Source organism: Kocuria rosea, assembly GCF_023715525.1.
Taxonomy (GTDB): Bacteria; Actinomycetota; Actinomycetes; order Actinomycetales; family Micrococcaceae; genus Kocuria; species Kocuria rosea_A.
Window position 1 is genome coordinate 21,450 of sequence record NZ_JAMBOG010000009.1, and the last position, 19,597, is coordinate 41,046.

Here is a 19,597-nt window from a genome sequence, read left to right on the forward strand (position 1 = left end):
GGCGAAAGTTCATCCCTGGCTGTGACCGTGGCGTCGGGTGTGCCCGCACCCGCCCCGCCGTCATCCCGCCCCCCGTCGCGCGCCGCCCGGGCGCGGGGCCGGAGGGCGTCGCCGCATCTCGAAAGGACGCATCCGTGCGCAAGGTTTTCCAGGCAGAACTCCACCAGGTCGGTGAGGAGCTCATCCAGATCGCGACCCTCGTGCGCGAGGCCCTCGAGCGCTCCAAGGACGCCCTGTTCAACGCCGACATCCAGCTCGCCGAGGAGGTCATCTCCAACGACGCCCGGATCGACTTCCTGCAGAACGACCTCGACGAGCGCTCCATCGACATCCTGGCCCTGCAGAGCCCGGTCGCCTCGGACCTGCGGATGATCGTGGGCGCCCTGCGGATGAGCGCGTCCCTCGAGCGCATGGGCGACCTCGCCCGCCACCTGGCCCAGCTGGTCCGGCTGCGCTACCCCGCGCCGGTCATCCCCGAGTCCCTCGTGGGGACCTTCACCCGGATGATCGACCTCGACCTGCAGATCGTCGACCGCGTCATCCAGGTCCTCAGCACCCGCGACCTGACTCTCGCCGACGACATCTACGCCCTCAAGCACGAGATCAACACCTTGCACCAGTCGGTCTTCGAGGCCCTCGCCGACCCGAACTGGAGCTCGTCCGTGCCCACGGCCGTGGACGTCACCCTGTGCTCGCGCTACCTGGAGCGCATCGGCGACCACGGCGTGTCGGTGACCCGCAAGGTCTCCTACCTCGTGACCGGCGACTGGGTGGCGCCCACCGCCGACCGCCCCACCGGCCACGGCCACCTCGGCAGCGACGCGTGAGCGCACCCGCCCGCTGAGCCCGCGACCCCGGGGGCGCACGACGGCGGCGGCCCGGCACCACTGCTCGTGGTGCCGGGCCGCCTACGTCGTGGGTGCGGGCTACTTCTTGCCCTGGTTGGCCACGGCCTGGATCGAGCTCGCGGCGGCCTCGGGGTCGAGGTAGGTGCCGCCGGCGACCACCGGGCGGAAGTTGTGGTCCAGCTCGTAGTAGAGCGGGATGCCCGTGGGGATGTTCAGCCCCGCGATGTCCTCGTCCGAGATCCCGTCGAGGTGCTTCACCAGCGCGCGCAGCGAGTTGCCGTGCGCGGCGACCAGCACGGTGCGCCCGGCGCGCAGGTCGGGGAGGATCTCGTCCTCCCAGTACGGCATGAAGCGCTCGAGCACGTCCTGGAGGCACTCGGTGCGCGGCAGGTTCGGGACGTCGGCGTAGCGGGGGTCCCCGGCCTGGGAGAACTCGGAGGAGTCCTCCAGCTCGGGCGGCGGGACGTCGTAGGAGCGGCGCCAGACCATGAACTGCTCCTCCCCGTACTCCTCGCGGATCTGGGTCTTGTCCTTGCCCTGCAGGGCCCCGTAGTGGCGTTCGTTGAGCCGCCACGAGCGCTTGACGGGGATCCAGTGCCGGTCCGCCCGGTCCAGGGCCAGGTGCGCGGTGGTGATCGCCCGGCGCAGCAGGGAGGTGTGCAGCACGTCCGGGGCGATGCCCTTCTCGACGAGCAGCTCGCCGCCGCGCACCGCCTCCGCGCGGCCCTTCTCGGTCAGGTCCACGTCCACCCAGCCGGTGAACAGGTTCTTGTCGTTCCAGTCGGACTGCCCGTGGCGCAGCAGGACGAGCTTGTACGGTGCTGATTCAGTAGCCATGCCCTCATTCTTCCACCGGGGCGGCGCTGCACTGAAAGCGCGCGCCGACGGAGGCGCTGCCCGTGCCGCGGCGCCGGGGCCGCTACAGTGGTCCCCCGTGCCCAGCCTGCTCCTGTCCCGCCCCGCCCGCCCCGTGGGCGTCGCCACCCGCGGCACCACCGGCCCCAACCGGCTGCGCCGCGTGGACCGCTACCTCACCGGCCCCCTCGCCCCGGTGCTGCGCGGGGCCGCCGACCCGCTCGTCGTGGACCTCGGCTTCGGCGCCTCCCCCACGACCGCGGTGGAGCTGCGCGACCGGCTGCGCCCCGTGCGCGCCGACGCGCAGGTGCTGGGCATCGAGATCGACCCCGCGCGGGTCGCCGCGGCCCTGCCGCTGGCGGGCCCCGGGCTGGACTTCCGGGTGGGCGGGTTCGAGCTGCCGACCGACGGGCGGGCTCCTGCGCTCGTGCGCGCGTTCAACGTGCTGCGCCAGTACCCGGTCGGCGAGGTCCCGGGGGTCTGGGACATGGTCCGGGACCGGCTGGCCCCGGACGGGGTGCTCGTGGACGGCACGTGCGACGAGATCGGCCGGCGCGCCGCGTGGATCTGCGTGGGCCCGGAGGGCCCGCGCACGCTGACGCTCTCGTGCCGCTTCGGCGCGGTCGAGCGGCCCTCCGACGTCGCCGAGCGGCTGCCCAAGGCCCTCATCCACCGCAACGTCCTCGGCGAGCGCGTGCACGCGTGGCTGGCCGCGCTCGACGCCGCGTGGCTCGCGGCCGCCCCCCTGGCCGCCTTCGGCCACCGGCAGCGGTGGATCGCGGCGTGCCGCACGGTGCGGGAGCAGGGCTGGCCCGTGCTGGACGGACCCGCCCGCTGGCGGCTCGGGGAGGTCACCGTGCGCTGGGCCGCCGTCGCCCCCTGAGCGCCCGGGCCGGACGGGCCCGGGGCGGGCTCACCAGTTGCTGGGACCCTTGGACTCCAGGCCCACGGCCGGGCGGACGTCGGCGAGGTACACGCCCACGGCCGTGCCCGCGATGAGCAGGATGAACAGGCTGGGCCGCTGCACCAGCAGCGTGAAGGCCGTGAACGCGAGGGAGCCGCCCGTGAGGGCCAGCCAGAACCCCTTGGTGCGCTTGAACGCCCGCTGGAACTGGATGGGCGCCTTCGTCACGCAGTCCACGAAGGCCCAGGCGGCGAGGCCCGCGACGACCAGTGCCAGGGCGATGTCGATCCAGCGCACGAGATAGAAGACCCAGGGGATGGCCATGATGCCGGGAATGTCCACGGGGTCAGCCTACCGGTCGATCCCGGACAGGGCGCGGTCCAGGTCCGCCCACAGGTCCTCGACGTTCTCGATCCCGACGGACAGGCGCAGCAGCGTCTCGGGCACGCTGTGCGGCTCCTCGTGGTGGCGGCGGCGGCGCTCCACGAGCGACTCGACCCCGCCGAGGGAGGTCGCCGGCGTCCACAGGCGCAGGGCGTCCACGGCCGCCTCCACGGCCCCGACGTCCCCGGCGGGGACGATCGCGACGACGGAGCCGAAGCCGTCCATCTGCGCGGCGGCCCGCGCGTGGCCGGGGTCCTCGGGCAGTCCCGGGTAGCGGACCTCGCGCACCGCGGGGTGCTCCGCGAGGCGGCGGGCGAGCTCGCCGGCCGTGGTCGTCGAGCGCTCGACCCGCAGGGCCAGGGTGCGCATCCCCCGCAGCGCCAGCCACGCCTCGAAGGGCCCGGGGATCGCCCCGTGCAGGGAGCGGTGCTTCTTCAGCCGCCCGCGCAGCTCCGGGTCGGAGGTGACGGCCGCGCCGAGCACGACGTCGGAGTGGCCCGCGAGGTACTTGGTGACCGAGTGCACCACGACGTCCGCGCCGTGCTCCAGCGGTCGCTGCACCAGCGGCGTGGCGAACGTGTTGTCCACGCACGAGAGCACCCCGCGCTCCCGGGCCGCCGCGAGCAGCGCGGGCACGTCCGCGACCTCGAGCATGGGGTTCGTGGGGCTCTCCAGCCACAGTGCGTCCGCGCCCTCGAGGGCCGCCACGGTCTGCTCGGTGTCGGCGACGTCGACGGTGGTGACGCTCAGGAGCCCGCGCGCCTCGAGGTCGGAGGCCAGTGCGAGGGAGCCCTGGTAGCTGTGCCGGGGCAGCACGAGCCGACCGCCGGCCGGGACGAGGGAGAGCACCGAGGCGATGGCCGCCAGGCCCGAGGCGTAGAGCAGCCCGGGCAGCTCCGCCCGCTCCAGCCGCGCCAGCACGTCCTCGACGTCCTCCCACGTGGGGTTGCTGAACCGGCCGTAGGCGCGGTCGGCGTCGCGCAGCTCGCCGGAGCCCCGGTAGGTGGAGGTCAGCACGATCGAGGGCCCGACCGGGGCGTCGTGCTCGGGGGCGGGCCGCCCGCCGGCCACCACGACGGTGTCCGGGCGCAGGTCGGCGTCGTGGGCGGGGATGTCCTCGGGGCGCGCAGTCATGGCCCCAGGGTATCGGCCCGCCGGACCCGTCCGGACCCGCCCGCTCCACGTCCTGCGGGTGGCGGCACGCCGCCGTCCGCCCGGGTCGATACTCTTGGAGGGTGATCTCCCCAGCGGACCCCGCACCGGCCCCCGCCGCCCCCTCCCCCGCCCGCTCCGGGCGCGGGGTCTTCGTCGTGTTCGAGGGCGGGGACGGCGCCGGGAAGTCCACGCAGGTGCGGCGCCTGGTGGAGACCCTGCGCGCCGGGGGCCACGACGTCGTGCGCACCCGGGAGCCCGGCGGCACGCCCCTGGGCGAGACGCTGCGGGGCCTCGTGCTGGACCCGGCGCACGCGCCCGTGGACGCGCGCACCGAGGCCCTGCTGTTCGCCGCCGCCCGCGCCGCCCACGTCGAGCAGCTCATCCGCCCGGCCCTGGCCGCCGGGCGGACCGTCGTCTCCGACCGCTTCGCCGACTCCTCCGCCGCCTACCAGGGCGCCGGGCGGGGCCTGGGCGTCGACCGCGTCGCCGCGCTCAACGACTGGGCCACCGCCGGGCTCGTGCCCGACCTCACCGTCCTGCTCGACGTCCCCGCCGGGACCGGGCGCGCCCGCCGCGAGCGGCGCGACGGCCGCGACGGCGACCGGCTGGAGACCGAGCCGGACGCCTTCCACGACGCGAACCGGCAGGCGTTCCTCGCGCTGGCCGCCCGCGACCCGGGCCGCTACCTCGTGCTCGACGCCGTCCGGCCCCCCGAGGAGCTCGCCGCGGAGGTCGCCGCGGCCGTGCACGCCCGCCTCGCCGGGCACCCGCGGCCGGCCGCGGAGGTGGGCGCGTGAGCGTGTGGGACCAGCTGCTGGGCCAGGACGCCGTGGTGGCGCAGCTGCGCCGCGCCGCCCGGGAGGACCGGCCCACGCACGCGTGGCTGTTCACCGGGCCGCCCGGCTCCGGGCGCTCCAACGCGGCGCTCGCGTTCGCGGCGGCCCTGCTGTGCGAGCAGGCGGACCCGGACGAGCGCGGGTGCGGCGTGTGCCACGCGTGCCGCACGGTGCTCGCGAGCTCCCACGCGGACCTCACCCACTTCGTGACCGAGAACCCGCAGATCACCATCGAGGAGGCGCGCGAGCTCGTGGTGCGCGCCCAGGACAAGCCCTCGGTCGGGCGCTGGCGCGTCATGGTGGTCGAGGACGCCGACCGCATGGTGGAGCGCACCTCCAACGTGATGCTCAAGGCCATCGAGGAGCCGCCGCCCAGCACGATCTGGCTGCTGTGCGCCCCCAGCCCCATGGACGTGCTCGTGACCATCCGCTCCCGTTGCCGCCCGGCCACCCTGAAGGTCCCCGCGGTCGAGGACGTCGCGGAGCTGCTGATCCGCCGCCACGGGGTCCCGCGCCGGCGCGCGGAGGAGAGCGCCCGGCTGGCCCAGTCCCACGTGGGGATCGCCAAGCGCCTGGCCCTCTACGACGACGCCCGCACGCGCCGGCAGGAGGTCGTGTCCATGCCGCTGAAGCTCGCCGGGGTGCCCGACGCCGTGCGCGCCGCGGACCGGCTGCACAAGATCGCCGTGGAGGAGTCCCAGGCCGACGCCGAGGCGCGCAACGAGTCGGAGAAGAAGCAGCTGCTCGTCGCCCTGGGCGCCCCGGAGTCCGGGCGGGTGCCCCCCGCGATCCGCGGGGCGCTCAACCGGCTCGAGGCCGACCAGAAGCGCCGGTCCCGGCGGATCCAGACCGACACGCTCGACCGCTTCCTCATCGATCTCACCACGTTCTACCGTGACGTCCTGACCCTGCAGCTGCGCACGGGCTCGGCCCTCGTCAACGAGCACCTCGCCGAGCAGCTGCGGGACCACGCGTCCAACTCCTCCCCCGAGCAGACGCTGCACCGCATCGACGCGATCAGCCGGACCCGGGACCGGATCCGCACCAACGTCAGCGCGCAGCTGGCCTTCGAGGCGATGGCCGTCTCCCTGCTCTGACCCCGCCCGTCTCCCACCCCCAAGGAGCCCCCGTGAGCCGACGCCCCGCCCTCCTCCGCCGCGCCCGTCCCTCCGTCGCGGCGCTCACCGCCGCCGCCCTGCTCCTGAGCGGCTGCGCCGCGTCCGGGCCCGGGACGGGCGAGCCGACGTCGGGGGGCGCGAGCGGCGCCGTCGTCGAGGGCGTCCCGGAGGAGCTGCGCACCTTCTACACGCAGACCGTGTCCTGGGAGGACTGCGTGTTCGAGGTGGACACGCGCGGGGCGGACGAGGACCTGCAGTGCGCCGACGTCGAGGTGCCGCTGGACTGGGAGGACCCCGACGGGGAGACGACCACCGTGGTGATGTCCCGGCTGCCCGCGGCCGGGCAGGCCCGCGGGAGCCTGCTGCTGAACCCGGGCGGGCCCGGGGTCTCCGGGGTGGACGCCATGCTCAACGCCGAGCACATGGTCACCGACGACGTGCGGAAGGCCTACGACGTGGTCGGGTTCGACCCCCGGGGCGTGAGCCGCTCCGCCGGGATCCGGTGCCTCGAGGACGCGGAGATGGACGCGTGGCGGGCCGAGCCGATGTTCGACCCCGGCACCCAGCCCGCGCAGGAGATCCGCGACCAGTACGAACGGATCGGCGCCGAGTGCGTGGCGAACTCCGGCGACGTCGTCGCCGAGATGGACACCGAGAGCGCCGCCCGGGACATGGACGTGCTGCGCGCCGTGCTGGGCGACGAGCGCACCACCTACCTGGGCTTCTCCTACGGCACCCATCTGGGGGCGAGGTACGCCGACCTGTTCCCGGAGCGCGTGGGCCGGCTGGTCCTGGACGGCGGGGTGGACCCGGCCCTGAGCAACGCGCAGGCCGTGGCGGACCAGGCCGCGGGCTTTGAGGAGAACCTGCGGCACTGGGTGCAGTACTGCCAGGCCGAGATCCGGGACTGCGCGGTCGCAGGGTCGGAGGAGGAGGCGACGAGACGGATCCAGCAGCTCATCGCCTCCGTCGAGGAGCAGACCGTGACCGTCCCCGACGGCCGCCGGGTCACCGCCACGAACGTGGTCGAGGGCATCCTCGTCCCGCTGTACTCCCCCGCGAACTACTCCCAGCTCAACGACGCCCTGCGCGCCGCCTTCGACGGGGACCTCTCCCAGCTGATGGCGATGTCCGACTACAACCACGGGCGCAACGAGCAGGGCGTGTACACCGCGAACACGACCCTCGCGTTCACCGCGGTCAACTGCCTCGACCAGCCGGACGAGACGCTCACCGACGAGCAGATGGCCCAGGAGCAGGAGCGCCTGGAGGAGCTGGCGCCGACCTTCGGCCCCTATCTCGGCTACGGGGAGGCCGCGTGCCAGGGCTGGCCCGTGGACGCGGCCGACGCCCCGGCCCCGCTCGACGCCGAGGGCGCCGACCCGATCCTGGTGGTCGGCACCACCCACGACCCCGCGACCCCCTACCCGTGGTCCGAGGCGCTCGTGGAGCAGCTCGGCGCCGCGCGGCTGCTGACCTACGACGGCTGGGGCCACACCGCCTACACCTCGGGCAGCCCGTGCGTGCGGGAGGCCGTGGACGGCTACCTGCTCGAGGGCGCGCTGCCCGACGAGGGCACCACCTGTTCCTGATCCCGTCCGCTCCCGCTCCTCGGAGGCCCCTGTGACCGCTGCGCACCACGACCCCGGGACGACGGTGCTGCGCGCCGCCGACCTGCCCGTCACCCGGCCCGGAGGATGGGCCACGCGCGAGCTCGCGTCCGGCGACGGCTGGTCGCTGTCCCTGCGCGACGTCGAACGGCCCGGCGCGCTGCCGGCTGCCGCCGGGGCGGAGCGCGTCCTGACGGTGGTCGACGGCGAGCTGCTGGTCGTGTCCGCCGGCGGCGGGGAGCTGGCCCTGGAGCGCCACCGCCCGGGACGGACGGCCGGGGACGTCCCGCTCCCCGCGGCCCTGCCCACGGGCCCCGTCCGCGTCCTCGACGTCCTGGCGCACCGGGACGCCGTGCGCGCGCACGTGGTCGTGCTCGAGCTGTCGAAGCAGCGGCCGCACCCCGTGTTCGCGGACCAGCTCGCCGTCCTGCTCACCGGCCGCGCCGCCGTGGCCGCCGGCGGGCGGCGCACGGAGCTGGCCGTCTACGACGCCGTGCGCGGGACCGAGCCGGAGGGCCCGGAGCTGACGGGCCGGGGCTTCGTGGCGGTCGTGTCGCTGGACCCGGTCGCCGGTCCCGTCACGCCGACCTGAGCCGGGCGCCCCGGCGGGCGTCGGCCAGGAGGGCGGGGACGTCCCGGATCGAGTCGACGACCGCGTGGGCGCCGGCCGCGCGCAGGGAGGCGTCGTCGTGGGCCCCCGTCCGGACCCCGACGACGGCGGCCGACCCGGCCCGCAGGCCCGCCTGCACGTCGGCGGCGGTGTCGCCCACCACCATGACCTCGCGGACGTCGCCGAGGTCCAGGGCCAGCACGGCGGTGAGCACCATGTCCGGCCAGGGCCGGCCCCGGCCCGCGTCCGAGGGGCACAGGCTGAGGTCGGCCAGCCCCATCCAGCCGAGCTGCTCGAGGATCGTGTTCTGGGTGTGCCGGTCGTAGCCGGTGGCCAGGCACACCCGGAGACCGGCCTCCCGCAGCTTGACAACCGCCCGCTCGGCGCCGGCCACGGGCCGGACGCCCTCGGCGGCGAGCAGCTCGCCGAGGTGGCGCCCGAGGTCCCGCACGGCCCGCTGCGCGCACCGGGGCTCGTCCGCGAAGAGCTGCTCGAGGACCTCGGCCCGGGACCGGCCGAGGGTGCCGCGGACGTGGCCCAGCATCTGCCGGAACCGCTCCGAGCCGGGGTCGACGCCGAGCCCGGCCACGGTCCGCGCGAAGGCCCGCTCCGTGAGCCCGTTGTCGTGGAACACGGTCCCGGACATGTCGATGAAGGCCAGGCGCAGCCCTCGCGCGGTCTCGGCCGGAATGCTCACTGGGGTCCTCCCGTCGTGGGTGCGGCGGGGCGGTGCACCGCCGCACCCTCCTCCTCGTGTGCCCCCATGGTGCGGACCCGGCCGGCGCCGCGGTAAGGCGCCCCGGTCGAAGCCCGGGTGAACAGGCAACGAACTCCCCCGGCGGCGCGCCGGGCGCCGATTACGGCGGCGTGGCGTCCTCTGCTACAGTTTCACGTGCACTGATCCCGTCCCGGACGGCGACGTGCAGGCCTCCTTAGCTCAGTCGGTAGAGCGTTTCACTCGTAATGAAAAGGTCGTCGGTTCGATTCCGACAGGAGGCTCGCGCAGCACGAAGGCTCCGGTCCCGCCAGGGACCGGAGCCTTCGTCGCTCCGGCGGCAGGCCCGGCCTCACGCGGTGCCGCGGACGGGCTCCCGCTCACCGGCGGGCGCCGCGGCGGGGCCGTCGAGCGGCAGCGTGACGGTGAAGACCGTTCCCTTCCCCAGGGCGCTCTCGCACCGGATGGTCCCGCCGTGGTGCTCGACGATCTCCCGGGCCACGGCCAGCCCGAGGCCCAGTCCCGGGATGGCGCTCATCCGGGCGTTGTGGCTGCGCACGAACCGGCCGAAGACGTGCTCGGCGTCCTCGGGGCGCATGCCCATGCCCCGGTCGGCGACCTGCACCTGCACGGCGCCGCCGGCCGGGGACACCCGCACCGTCACGGGTCCGCCGCCCGGGGAGTACTTGATCGCGTTGGACAGCAGGTTGTCCAGGACCTGGCCGATGCGCACGGGGTCGCAGACGAGCTCCAGGCGCGGCGGGACCTCGGCGCGCAGGTCGACGCCCGCCTCGGCCGCCCGCAGCTCCGCCGCCGCGGCGGACTGCTGGACGACCTGCACGAGGTCGGTGCGCACCGGCTGCAGCTCCAGCACGCGGGTCGCCGTGCCGAGCAGGTCCTCCACGAGGACGAGCAGCTGGTCCGCGTTGCGCTCGACCACCTCCAGACCGGAGCGGACGTGCCCGGGCAGCTGGTCGTCCATGGCCAGGAGCTCGGTGTAGCCCCGGATGGAGGTCAGCGGGGTGCGCAGCTCGTGCGAGACCCCGGCCAGGAAGTCGTCCTTGGCCTGGAGCGCGTCGACGAGGTCGGTGACGTCGTTGAACGCGAGGACGGAGCCCTCCGGGCGGCCGTGCTCGTCGTGCATCGGCCGGGCCGAGACGGAGAGCACGCGCTGGGCGGGAGGCCGCCCGGTCCACACCAGGTAGTCCGAGAAGGACTCCCCGCGCACGGCCCGCGCCGCCGCACGGTCCTCCGCCGGCAGGGGCGTCCCCTCGCCGTCCGCGTAGACCAGTAGGTCGGCCTCCGCGCCGTCGTGGACCCCGTCGGGCAGCGCCAGCTCGTGGATCCACCGCTGCCGGCGGTTCATGAGGATGTCGTGGCCGTCGGCGTCGACGGCGAGCACCCCCACGTCCACGGCCTCCACGATCGCGTGGAGCAGCCGCTCCCGGTGCGCGCTCTGCGCGAGCAGGCCCTCGAGCCGCTCGTCCTTCGCCTCGAGCTCCGCCTTCTGCTGCTCCATGCTCCGGTCCAGCACCTGCACGGTGAGCCCGATGGCCAGCATCATGAACGGGACGAGCAGCGGGTTGGACAGGGTGTCCGCGGTCAGCGGCACATCCCGCACGAAGAGCGGCAGCCACACCATCACCAGGGTCAGCAGGGTGCCGAGCGGAACGGCCAGGCGGGGCAGCTGCCCGGAGGCGGCCAGCCAGATCACGGGGAAGGTGGCCAGCAGGCCCGCCCCCGTCAGGCTGGTCCCCACCCCTTCGCGGAGCAGGCCGATGGGCACGAAGTCCAGCACCGGCACGACGAGGAAGCTGGGGTACGGCAGCCGGTCCCACGGAACGGCGAAGCACAGCAGCAGCAGGACGGCGTTCAGGAGCATGGACAGCTGGAAGAGCGGCTCGGCCAGCACCGGGCGGTGGAAGACGCACACGCCCAGCAGCAGGAAGAGCATGGTCGCGGACAGCGGCAGCTGGGTGAGCACCACCCGGCCGCGCAGGGAGAGGGTGTGGAAGCTTACCTTGTTGAGGACGAAGGCGTTGAGGATGCGGTCCACGGCGGGTCCTCCGACGAAGTTTTGGCCACCTCGCGGGGGTCGGGGTGACATTCGCAAAGATTAGCGGCTTAATTGAGCCATGACCCCCTCCCCCCAGGGTCGCCGTGCCGTGGTGATCGAGGATCACGACGACATCCGCAACCTGCTCGCCCAGACCATCCGCATGCGCGGCTTCACGGTGGCGACCGCCGCCACGGCCCAGGAAGGGCTGGAGGCGGTCCGCCGCGGGGGCGCCGACCTCATCACCCTGGACCTCAACCTGCCCGATCTCGACGGCCTGGAGGTCTGCCGCAGGGTCCGCGAGTTCTCCGACGCCTACCTGCTCATGGTCACCGCGCGGCCCGGCGAGGCCGACCGGCTCAGCGGGCTGGAGCTGGGCGCCGACGACTACATCAGCAAGCCGTTCAGCCCGCGCGAGCTGCAGGCGCGGATCGAGGCGATGTTCCGCCGCCCGCGGGGGCGGGCCGAGCAGGCCGACGCCGAGGAGTTGCGCCGGGCCGCCGAGGTCCAGCGCAGCCTCCTGCCGCTCGGCACCCCCGCGGTCTCCGGCTACGAGCTCGCCGGGGCCTGCCGGCCCTCCCGCAGCGTGGGCGGGGACTTCTTCGACTGGCACGCCGCCGGGGACGGGGTGCAGCTGACGGTCGCGGACGCCATGGGCAAGGGCATGGGCGCCGCTCTCATCGCCGCCACCGTGCGCGCGGTGATGCGCTCCACGGCGCCGCTGCCGGACCTGGCCGAGGCCTTCGCCGACGCCGGCCGCCACCTCGAGCAGGACCTGCAGCAGTCCGGGTCCTTCGTCACCGTCTTCTCGGCCCGGCTCGACGCGGAGAGCGGGGTCGTCGACTACGTCGACGCCGGCCACGGGCTGGGCCTGCACGTCCACGCGGGCGGGGTGGATCGGCTCCCGCCGAGCGGTCCTCCGGTCGGGGCCGTGCCCGGCAGCGGGTGGGTGCCCGGGCGCGTGTCGCTGGGCCCCGGGGACGCGCTCGTTGTCGTCAGCGACGGAATGCTCGACGTCTTCGACGACGTCGAGCAGGCCGCGCGCGCCGTCGCCGCCTCCGTCACCGCCCACGCGGACGCCCGCGTCGCCTGCGAGGCGCTCCTCGGCATGGTCCCGGGGCAGGGCGCGAGCGACGACGTCACCGCCGTCGTGCTGCGCCGCCGCCCCGGCGCCGGTCCGTGAACCGGGTCCTCGTCCGGCTGGTCGTCCTCCTGACCGTCCTGCTGGGCGTCAACTACGTGGCGTGGCGGTGGCTGGAGTCGCTGAACTGGTCCGCGTGGTGGATCGCCGTGCCGCTGGTGCTGGCCGAGACCTACAGCCTCATCGGTGTGACGCTCTTCGGCCTGACGGTCTGGCGGCCCGAGCGCCGCGGCCCGGCGGGCCCGCCGCCCGCGGGCGCCACGGTGGACGTGTTCGTCACGGCCTACGACGAGCCGCCGGAACTCGTGCTGCGCACCGCCCTGGCCGCGCAGGCGATCCGGTACCCGCACAATACGTGGATCCTCGACGACGGCGCCCGCCCCGAGCTCGAGGCGCTCGCGGCCGAGCACGGGCTGGGCTACCTGACCCGCAGCGCCGACTGGGCGGACCGGCCCCGCCACGCCAAGGCCGGCAACCTCAACAACGCCCTGATGATGACCCAGGGCGAGTTCCTGCTCATCCTCGACGCCGACCAGGTCCCCAAGCCCGAGATCCTCGACCGGACCCTGGGCTACTTCAACAACCGCAAGGTCGCCCTGGTCCAGACCCCGCAGTGGTTCGTCAACGTGCCCGAGAGCGACCCGCTGGGCAGCCAGGCCCCGCTGTTCTACGGCCCGCTCCAGCAGGGCAAGGACGGCTGGAACGCGGCCTTCTTCTGCGGCTCCAACGCGATCCTGCGCCGGGAGGCGCTGATGCAGCTGGGCCACACGGGCTACGTCCGGGAGGTCGAGCGGGACGTCAGGGAGTCCCTCGCCCGCGCCCGCGCCGCCCTCCGGAAGGCCCGCCGGTCGCCGGAGGCCGCCGATCCGGTCGTCGTTGGCATGCTCGACGACATCGAGGCCGCCACGTCCCGGGCCCGGTCCGGGCTGCGTGCCGGCACCCCGCTGACCGAGATCACCTATCGGCTGCAGCGGGACGTGGACGCCGCCGCGCGACGGACGGTCACCCAGGACTTCACGGCCATCCAGGCGGACCTCGCCGAGATCGCGGCGCTCGAACTCCCCCCGGAGAGCGGGATGGTCTGGCCCGAGGAGCTCGAGGCCGCCGTGGACCGGATGTCCCGCCGCGACCTCTCCCCCCTGGCCTCCGTCGAGCCCGTCCGGGAGGTGCTCGAGGCGGTGTCCGTGGACCGGCCCGGCGAGGTCCAGCCGGTGGCGCCGCTGGCGACCATCTCGGTCACCGAGGACATGGCCACCTCCATGCGCCTGCACGGCCTCGGCTGGCGCAGCGTGTACCACCACGAGGTCCTCGCCCACGGGCTGGCCCCGGAGGACCTCAGGACCATGCTCACCCAGCGCCTGCTCTGGGCCCAGGGCACGATGCAGGTGCTGCTGCGGGAGAACCCCCTCGTGCAGCGGAGGATGACCTGGGGACAGCGGCTCATGTACTTCGCCACGATGTGGAGCTGCCTGGCCGGCTTCGCGGCCGTGGTCTACATCGCCGCGCCCATCCTCTACCTCGTGCTGGGGGTCCTGCCGGTCACGAGCCTCAGTACGGACTTCTTCGTCCGGTTCGTCCCCTTCATGGTCGCCAGCCAGCTGCTGCTCGTCGTGGTGGCCCGCGGCATCCCCACCTGGCGCGGTCGGCAGTACAGCCTGGCGCTGTTCCCGACCTGGATCAAGGCCTGCACCACGGCCGCGCGCAGCGTGTGGTTCGGCCGGCCCCTGGGCCGGGCCGTGACCCCGGAGGCCCGCCAGGACGGCGGGCCGCCCTGGCGCCTGATCCGTCCGCAGCTGATCGCCATGGGGCTGTTGGGCGTCGCCCTGGTCGTCGGCGTCGTGCGCGCCGCGCTGGGCTTCAACGACCTTCTCGGCACGCTCGTCAGCACCGCCTGGGTCGCAGTCGACCTCGTGGTCCTGAGCGTGCTGATCACCGCCGCCAAGTACAAGGGGTCCGTCCCCGAGGAGAGGAATGCCGATGCAGTTCACGGTTGAGCAGAAACCGACGTTCGCCCACATCACGGGCACCGGCCGGCTGAACATGGTGGGCGCCCCGCGCCTGCGCGAGGTGGTGGCCGACGTCGTCGCCGACGGGTCGACCCACGTGGTGGTCGACCTGGGCGGGACCGAGTTCATGGACTCGTCCGGCCTCGGCGCCCTCATCGGCTGCCTGAAGCTGGCCCGCCAGGCCGGGGGCGACCTGCGCATCGCCAACGTCAGCCCGCAGGTGCGGATGGTGCTGGAGCTGACCAGCATGCACCGGGTGCTCACCCCCTACGCCAGCGCCGACGAGGCGTTCGCCGGTGACTGAGCCCTCGGCCCGCCGCTCCCGCCGCGGGCCCGCCACGGCCCAGACCGTCGACGCCCTGCACGGCGATCTCGAGGCCCTCTGGGACGCCGCGGGCCACGTCCCGGAGACCGACCGGATGGCCTTCGCCCTCGCGGTCGTGGAGGCCGCCGGCAACGTCGTGGTCCACGCCGTGCCGGCGGCGGAGGCCCCGATCGAGCTCGAGGTGGACCTCGCCGCGGGCCCGCACCGGCTGGAGGCGACCATCTACGAGATCGGCGCCGCCCCGGCGCAGGTCGACCTGGGCGGGGCCATGCCGGCGGCGGACGACGAGTCCGGGCGGGGCCTCGCCCTCATCCAGGCCCTCGTGAGCCGGGTGGTCTTCGAGCGCCACGGGGACACGAACGTGTGGGAGCTGTGCCGGGAGTGCGGTCCGGACCCGGCCTAGCCGCGGTCAGGACCGGGGGGGGCGAGCACGAGCAGGGCCGACGGGCTCGGCACGAGCTCCCGGCGCCACGGGGGCGCCGGGGACGAGGACCGGGACCGGTCTGCCGGCCGACGGGATGCGTCAGAAGCCACTGAGGAGAGAATGCAGATGCATGGCACCGGCGCCTGGGGGACAGGCGCGGCGGAGGCGCTGTCCCCGCATTTGCCTCTGTGAACAGTCGGAGGCGGCGCCTAGAGTGGGGTGCAGGAAGTCCAGTGGGGGAAGCTCCTGACGAGGACGTCCGGCCGGGGGGAGACCGGCTCCGGACGTCCGGCACCGCCGGGACGGAGCACGGGCCGAAGAGTCCGGAGGAGTTCATCATGATCACCGCGATCATTGCCGCGCACAACGAGGGGGCGGGCGTGGAGCGGGCCGTCGCGGCCCTGCGCGGCCAGAGCCGGCCGCCGGAGCGCGTCCTCGTGATCTCGGACGAGTCCACGGACTCGACCGTGGACTCGGCGCTGCGGTCCGGCGCCGAGGTGCTGCTCACCGTCGACAACGCCCACCGGAAGGCCGGGGCGCTGAACCAGGCCCTGGGGACGGTGCGACTGGGACCGGCGGATCTCGTCCTGGTGCTCGACGCGCAGGCGGAGCTGCCGTCCGGGTTCCTGGAGCAGGCCGTCGCGGCGCTCGGCGACCGCAACGTGGGCGCCGTCGCCGCCCGGCGCGGCGCCGGGACCGGCTCCGCCGCCCTGGTCCGGTGGCAGGCGCTGGAAGACGTCCACCGCGCGTTCGGCCGCTACTACGACGAGGGCCCCGTGACGGGGCAGGTGCGCCTCGCCCTCGACCTCGAGACGGTCGGCTGGCGGCTCTCGAGCCCCGTGGGGGCCGAGACCGTCCCGGCGGCGGAGGCCGCTGCGGTGCGGGAGGTCGCCGGCGCGCAGGAGGCCGCTGACGAACGGGAGAACGCCCGGGTGCCGCAGCACGCGGTGGCGGTCGCCGGCCGCTGAGCCGGCCGGGCGCTCAGGAGCGGCCGGAGCGCCCGACGACCACGGCGGTCGCCGCGGCCAGGACCGTGGTGGTCAGGCAGCCGATGGGGATGGGCAGGCAGCACCCGCCCACCGAGACGTTGGTCCCGCGGCGGGTGCGGGTGGAGTAGGACGGGAACGGGAGCATGCGGAAGCCCGGGCGGGGTCCGCCCGCCCAGCGCCCGTATCCTCCGCGCCCGTATCCGCCGCGGTGGTAGCCGGGCAGGTCGTAGCCGGGAGCCCCCGGGTACGGGCCCCCCGCACCCGGTCGGCCGAGCCGGGCGCGGGACCAGCGGGCGTCGAACTCGTCGTCGGCGGCACGGTAGTCGAATCCGGTTGTCCTCATGCCGCCCATCCAATCATCAGTACGCTGTCGGGTCCAGCCCTGAGGCCGCGCCGTCCTGCAGCAGCTCCCGAGCCCGCTCCACGTGCTCGCGCACCGCCTCGGCACGCCGGACCACGGCGTCGAGGCGGTGGTCGCCGTCGTCGCGCACGAACCGCGCCATGGTGAGGGCCTCCGCGGCCTGGGCCATGGCGTTGCCCGCCCGGGAGAGCTCGCGGTGGACGTCGTTGAGGTAGCCGCCGGTGGAGGCGGGGATGTCCGTGCCGCTGCTCGGGGCGGTGCGGTGGGCGGCGACGCACACGTCGCGGACCTCCGGCAGCAGGTCGGCCAGCGCGTTGGCGGTGGGCACGACCGCCTGGGCGAGCGCCTTGTCGGGCAGGGTCTCGAGGATCTGGTGGAAGCGGTCCAGTCCCCGGCGGAACCGGTCGTGGGCGCGGCGCCACACGCCCAGACCGAGCTCGGCCTCGTCGCGGCGAGCGGCGCGGTAGTCGCGCAGGAATCCCACGGGTGATCCTTTCATGAGCAGACATCTCATCCTATGCGGCGGCGGCGCCCTCCCCTGCCGGACGGACGGCGGCCCCGGACCGGGAGGTCCGGGGCCGCCGTCGGCGGAGGCCGCCGCGTCAGCAGCAGCGGCCCTGCGGGTTGTCGTCCTGCCACGCGTGGTAGTCGCGCCAGAACTCGGCCTCGGTCATCGGCGGGTGCTCGCACCCGGTCGAGGCGTGGTACTTCAGGTAGTGCTCGTACTTGTCGGCGGTGAGCACGCTCCGGCCGGCCCGGCCGAGCGCGTCAGTGACCCGCCGCAGGAGGTGCCGCAGTTCCTGCCGCAGCAGGGTGGCGTCACCCATGGCTGTGCCTGCGCGGCCGCGGGTGCGCCCGGTGGTACTCCGCCCACTGCCGCTGGAGCTCCTTCTCCGGGGGCGAGGCCACCAGCCCCGCGGGGGCGTACATCTCCGCCGGGCGGTACGGGTCCTCGGTGTCGTGCCGGGAGGGGTGCTCCGGGTCGCCGCGGTGGGCGAAGGCCTGGGCGGTGCGCAGCAGCGCGGTGACGATGACGATCACCGCGAGCACCACGAACAGGATGGACAGCGAGCCCTGGATGAAGGTGTTGCGGATGACCGCGTCGATCGCCTCGGGGGTCCTGGCGGTCCCGAAGGTCTCCGCGCCGGAGGCCTTCGCGGCGCGGAACGCGCTGTTCTGCGCCCAGTAGCCCACCGCGGGTACGGGCGAGAAGATCTTCAGGATCGACCCGTAGACGGTGATCACGGTGACGAACGCGAGCGGCAGCGCGATGATCCAGAGGTACTGGAAGGACCCGCGCTTGGCGGCGATGGTGAGGCACACCGCCAGCGCGATCGCCGCGAGGAGCTGGTTGGCGATGCCGAACAGCGGGAACAGGGTGTTGATCCCGCCCAGGGGGTCCGTCACGCCCATGTAGAGGATGGCTCCCCAGCCGGCCACCATGATCGCGGTGGTGAGCCAGGCGCCCACCCGCCACGAGGTGTCCTTGAACTTCGGGAACACGTTGCCGAGGGAGTCGGAGAGCATGAACCGGGCCACGCGGGTGCCGGCGTCCACGGCGGTGAGGATGAACAGCGCCTCGAACATGATCGCGAAGTGGTACCAGAAGCTCATCATCCCGCCCCCGCCGAAGAGCTGGGCCAGGATGTTGGCGAGGCCCACGGCCAGCGTCGGCGCGCCGCCCGTGCGGGAGACCACCGACTCCTCGCCCACCGCCTCGGCCGTGGCCTGCAGCATGGCCGGGTCGGCGTTCACCCCGGTGAGCCCGAGGGAGTTCACGAAGGCGGCCGCGCCCTCGACGGTGCCCTGGGTGACGGCCGCGGAGGAGTTCATGGCGAAGTAGAGCCCGCGGTCGATGGTCACCGCGGCCACGAGCGCCATGATCGCCACGAAGGACTCCATGAGCATGCCGCCGTAACCGATGAAGCGGGCCTGCCGCTCCTTCTCGAGCAGCTTCGGGGTGGTGCCGGAGGAGATCAGCGCGTGGAACCCGGACAGGGCCCCGCACGCGATGGTGACGAACAGGAACGGGAACAGCGAGCCCGGGAAGACGGGGCCGTCCGAGCGGGACGCGAAGACGTCCACGGCGGGGGCGGTGACCTCGGGGCGGACGACGACGATGGCGATCGCCAGCAGCCCGATCACGCCGATCTTCATGAAGGTGGAGAGGTAGTCGCGGGGGGCCAGCAGCAGCCACACCGGCAGGATCGCGGCGACGAAGCCGTAGATGATGATGCCCCACGCGATGGTGGTGCGCTCCAGGGTGAAGACCTCGGCCCACGCCGCGTTCTCGGCGACCCAGCCGCCGGCGATGATCGCGAGCATCAGCAGCGCGAACCCGATCACGGAGACCTCCATGACCTTGCCCGGGCGCAGGTAGCGCAGGTAGACGCCCATGAACAGCGCGATCGGGATGGTCATGGCCACGGAGAACACGCCCCACGGGGACTCCCCGAGGGCGTTGACGACCACGAGGGCCAAGATCGCGGTGATGATGATCATGATGGCGAGGGTCGCGACGATCGCGGCCGTGCCGCCGACCACGCCTAGGTCCTCGCGGGCCATCTGGCCCAGCGAGCGCCCGCCGCGGCGCATGGAGAAGAACAGGACGAGGTAGTCCTGGACGGCGCCGGCGAGGATGACGCCCACGATGATCCAGATCGTGCCGGGGAGGTAGCCCATCTGCGCGGCCAGCACGGGGCCCACGAGGGGCCCGGCGCCGGCGATCGCCGCGAAGTGGTGCCCGTAGAGCACCCGGCGGTCGGTGGGCATGAAGTCCTTGCCGTTGGCCTTGTACTCGGCGGGGGTCGCCCGGGTGTCGTCCGGGCGGACCAGCCTGTTCTCGATGAACTTCGAGTAGAAGCGGTAGGCGATCAGGTAGGTGGCCACGGCGGCGAAGACGAACCAGATGGCGTTGACGGCCTCGCCGCGGGCGATCGCGAGCATGAACCAGCCCAGGGCGCCGACCAGGGCGATGGCGACCCACAGGGCGATCTTCCCGGGGGTCCACCGGCGGTCCTCGCGCTCGAGGACCTCGGGGTCGAGGGCGGCGGGCGGGCGGTCGCCCGCCGTGGCCGTCGTGGTGCCGGTGAAAGGGCCGGCGGGGGTGGGTTCGCCGGCCCCGCCCGGGGACGGTGGTCCGTAGGAAGTGCTCATCCGAGATCTCCAGACGTGGTCGGGGGAAGCTGTGGATTCTGCGAGAAATCCGCTCCGAGTCTAGACGCCCCGTGAGCCGCGCCACAGGATGTCCGCCCTCATGT

20 protein-coding genes and 1 tRNA gene are annotated in these 19,597 nt (G+C 74.1%); 12 read left to right on the top strand and 9 right to left on the bottom strand.

Translation table 11 applies throughout. The features are described 5' to 3' along the window. The first annotated feature begins 134 nt into the window (after nt 1–134). A complete protein-coding gene (gene phoU / locus M3185_RS08135) occupies nt 135–827 on the top strand; it encodes a phosphate signaling complex protein PhoU (protein WP_251333167.1) in 693 nt (230 codons plus the stop codon). A 99-nt stretch (nt 828–926) separates the two neighbouring features. Here the strand turns inward: phoU and M3185_RS08140 are convergent, their stop codons facing one another. Then, nucleotides 927–1,685: a phosphoglyceromutase gene (locus M3185_RS08140; RefSeq protein WP_251333168.1), complete on the bottom strand. Its 759-nt coding sequence runs from the start codon at nt 1,683–1,685 to the stop codon at nt 927–929. 97 nt (nt 1,686–1,782) lie between these two features. On the opposite strand from M3185_RS08140, the gene M3185_RS08145 reads away from it, so the two are divergent. After that, nucleotides 1,783–2,586 carry a class I SAM-dependent methyltransferase gene (locus tag M3185_RS08145; protein WP_251333169.1) on the top strand — a complete coding sequence of 268 codons (804 nt, stop codon included), beginning with the start codon at nt 1,783–1,785 and terminating at the stop codon, nt 2,584–2,586. 30 nt (nt 2,587–2,616) lie between these two features. On the opposite strand, the gene M3185_RS08150 is transcribed toward M3185_RS08145, so the two are convergent. Continuing rightward, the gene (locus M3185_RS08150; protein WP_308222184.1) at nt 2,617–2,949 is read right to left on the bottom strand and encodes a DUF2516 family protein; all 333 of its coding nucleotides are present in this window, start codon (nt 2,947–2,949) and stop codon (nt 2,617–2,619) included. 9 nt (nt 2,950–2,958) lie between these two features. Next, nucleotides 2,959–4,125: a trans-sulfuration enzyme family protein gene (locus tag M3185_RS08155; protein ID WP_251333170.1), complete on the bottom strand. Its 1,167-nt coding sequence runs from the start codon at nt 4,123–4,125 to the stop codon at nt 2,959–2,961. Nucleotides 4,126–4,229: 104 nt separating this feature from the next. Between M3185_RS08155 and tmk the strand changes: the two genes are divergently transcribed. The 4 genes from tmk to M3185_RS08175 are packed head-to-tail and all read left to right on the top strand — an operon-like array spanning nt 4,230 to nt 8,302. Next, nucleotides 4,230–4,943, top strand: a complete 714-nt coding sequence (tmk, locus tag M3185_RS08160; protein ID WP_251333288.1) for a dTMP kinase — start codon at nt 4,230–4,232, stop codon at nt 4,941–4,943. Next, entirely contained in the window at nt 4,940–6,079 is a 1,140-nt protein-coding gene (locus M3185_RS08165) for a DNA polymerase III subunit delta' (RefSeq protein WP_251333171.1), read from the top strand. Before tmk ends, M3185_RS08165 begins: the two co-directional genes overlap by 4 nt. Nucleotides 6,080–6,111: 32 nt before the next feature. After that, nucleotides 6,112–7,692 (top strand): alpha/beta hydrolase, encoded by a 1,581-nt coding sequence (locus M3185_RS08170; RefSeq protein ID WP_251333172.1) that lies wholly within the window; start codon nt 6,112–6,114, stop codon nt 7,690–7,692. Nucleotides 7,693–7,723: 31 nt separating this feature from the next. Continuing rightward, nucleotides 7,724–8,302 carry a HutD family protein gene (locus M3185_RS08175; RefSeq protein ID WP_251333173.1) on the top strand — a complete coding sequence of 193 codons (579 nt, stop codon included), beginning with the start codon at nt 7,724–7,726 and terminating at the stop codon, nt 8,300–8,302. Here the strand turns inward: M3185_RS08175 and M3185_RS08180 are convergent. Next, nucleotides 8,289–9,017 (bottom strand): HAD-IA family hydrolase, encoded by a 729-nt coding sequence (locus M3185_RS08180; RefSeq protein WP_251333174.1) that lies wholly within the window; start codon nt 9,015–9,017, stop codon nt 8,289–8,291. The genes M3185_RS08175 and M3185_RS08180 overlap by 14 nt on opposite strands. 229 nt (nt 9,018–9,246) lie before the next feature. On the opposite strand from M3185_RS08180, the gene M3185_RS08185 reads away from it, so the two are divergent. Then, a tRNA-Thr gene (locus M3185_RS08185) sits at nt 9,247–9,319 on the top strand. Between the two features lie 68 nt (nt 9,320–9,387). Here the strand turns inward: M3185_RS08185 and M3185_RS08190 are convergent. Continuing rightward, entirely contained in the window at nt 9,388–11,091 is a 1,704-nt protein-coding gene (locus M3185_RS08190; RefSeq protein ID WP_251333175.1) for a sensor histidine kinase, read from the bottom strand. 79 nt (nt 11,092–11,170) lie between these two features. Between M3185_RS08190 and M3185_RS08195 the strand changes: the two genes are divergently transcribed. The 5 genes from M3185_RS08195 to M3185_RS08215 all read left to right on the top strand — a co-directional run bounded on the left by M3185_RS08195 (nt 11,171) and on the right by M3185_RS08215 (nt 15,955). Further along, complete coding sequence (locus M3185_RS08195) at nt 11,171–12,274, top strand: PP2C family protein-serine/threonine phosphatase (protein ID WP_251333176.1); 1,104 nt, start codon at nt 11,171–11,173, stop codon at nt 12,272–12,274. Further along, nucleotides 12,271–14,226, top strand: coding sequence for a glycosyltransferase family 2 protein (locus M3185_RS08200; RefSeq protein ID WP_251333177.1), 1,956 nt, complete (start codon nt 12,271–12,273; stop codon nt 14,224–14,226). The genes M3185_RS08195 and M3185_RS08200 overlap by 4 nt, the downstream gene beginning before the upstream one ends. Beyond that, nucleotides 14,210–14,542, top strand: coding sequence for an STAS domain-containing protein (locus M3185_RS08205; protein ID WP_251333178.1), 333 nt, complete (start codon nt 14,210–14,212; stop codon nt 14,540–14,542). Before M3185_RS08200 ends, M3185_RS08205 begins: the two co-directional genes overlap by 17 nt. Next, nucleotides 14,535–14,966, top strand: a complete 432-nt coding sequence (locus M3185_RS08210) for an ATP-binding protein (protein WP_251333179.1) — start codon at nt 14,535–14,537, stop codon at nt 14,964–14,966. Before M3185_RS08205 ends, M3185_RS08210 begins: the two co-directional genes overlap by 8 nt. A gap of 359 nt (nt 14,967–15,325) precedes the next feature. Then, a complete protein-coding gene (locus M3185_RS08215; RefSeq protein WP_251333180.1) occupies nt 15,326–15,955 on the top strand; it encodes a glycosyltransferase family 2 protein in 630 nt (209 codons plus the stop codon). Nucleotides 15,956–15,968: 13 nt separating this feature from the next. Here the strand turns inward: M3185_RS08215 and M3185_RS08220 are convergent, their stop codons facing one another. The 4 genes from M3185_RS08220 to M3185_RS08235 all read right to left on the bottom strand — a co-directional run bounded on the left by M3185_RS08220 (nt 15,969) and on the right by M3185_RS08235 (nt 19,493). Beyond that, nucleotides 15,969–16,319, bottom strand: coding sequence for a hypothetical protein (locus M3185_RS08220; RefSeq protein WP_251333181.1), 351 nt, complete (start codon nt 16,317–16,319; stop codon nt 15,969–15,971). Between the two features lie 16 nt (nt 16,320–16,335). Further along, nucleotides 16,336–16,836 (bottom strand): hypothetical protein, encoded by a 501-nt coding sequence (locus M3185_RS08225; protein ID WP_251333182.1) that lies wholly within the window; start codon nt 16,834–16,836, stop codon nt 16,336–16,338. A 103-nt stretch (nt 16,837–16,939) separates the two neighbouring features. Then, nucleotides 16,940–17,164 carry a YbdD/YjiX family protein gene (locus M3185_RS08230; RefSeq protein ID WP_251333183.1) on the bottom strand — a complete coding sequence of 75 codons (225 nt, stop codon included), beginning with the start codon at nt 17,162–17,164 and terminating at the stop codon, nt 16,940–16,942. Then, the gene (locus M3185_RS08235) at nt 17,157–19,493 is read right to left on the bottom strand and encodes a carbon starvation CstA family protein (RefSeq protein WP_251333184.1); all 2,337 of its coding nucleotides are present in this window, start codon (nt 19,491–19,493) and stop codon (nt 17,157–17,159) included. Before M3185_RS08235 ends, M3185_RS08230 begins: the two co-directional genes overlap by 8 nt. Nucleotides 19,494–19,597: the final 104 nt, after the last annotated feature.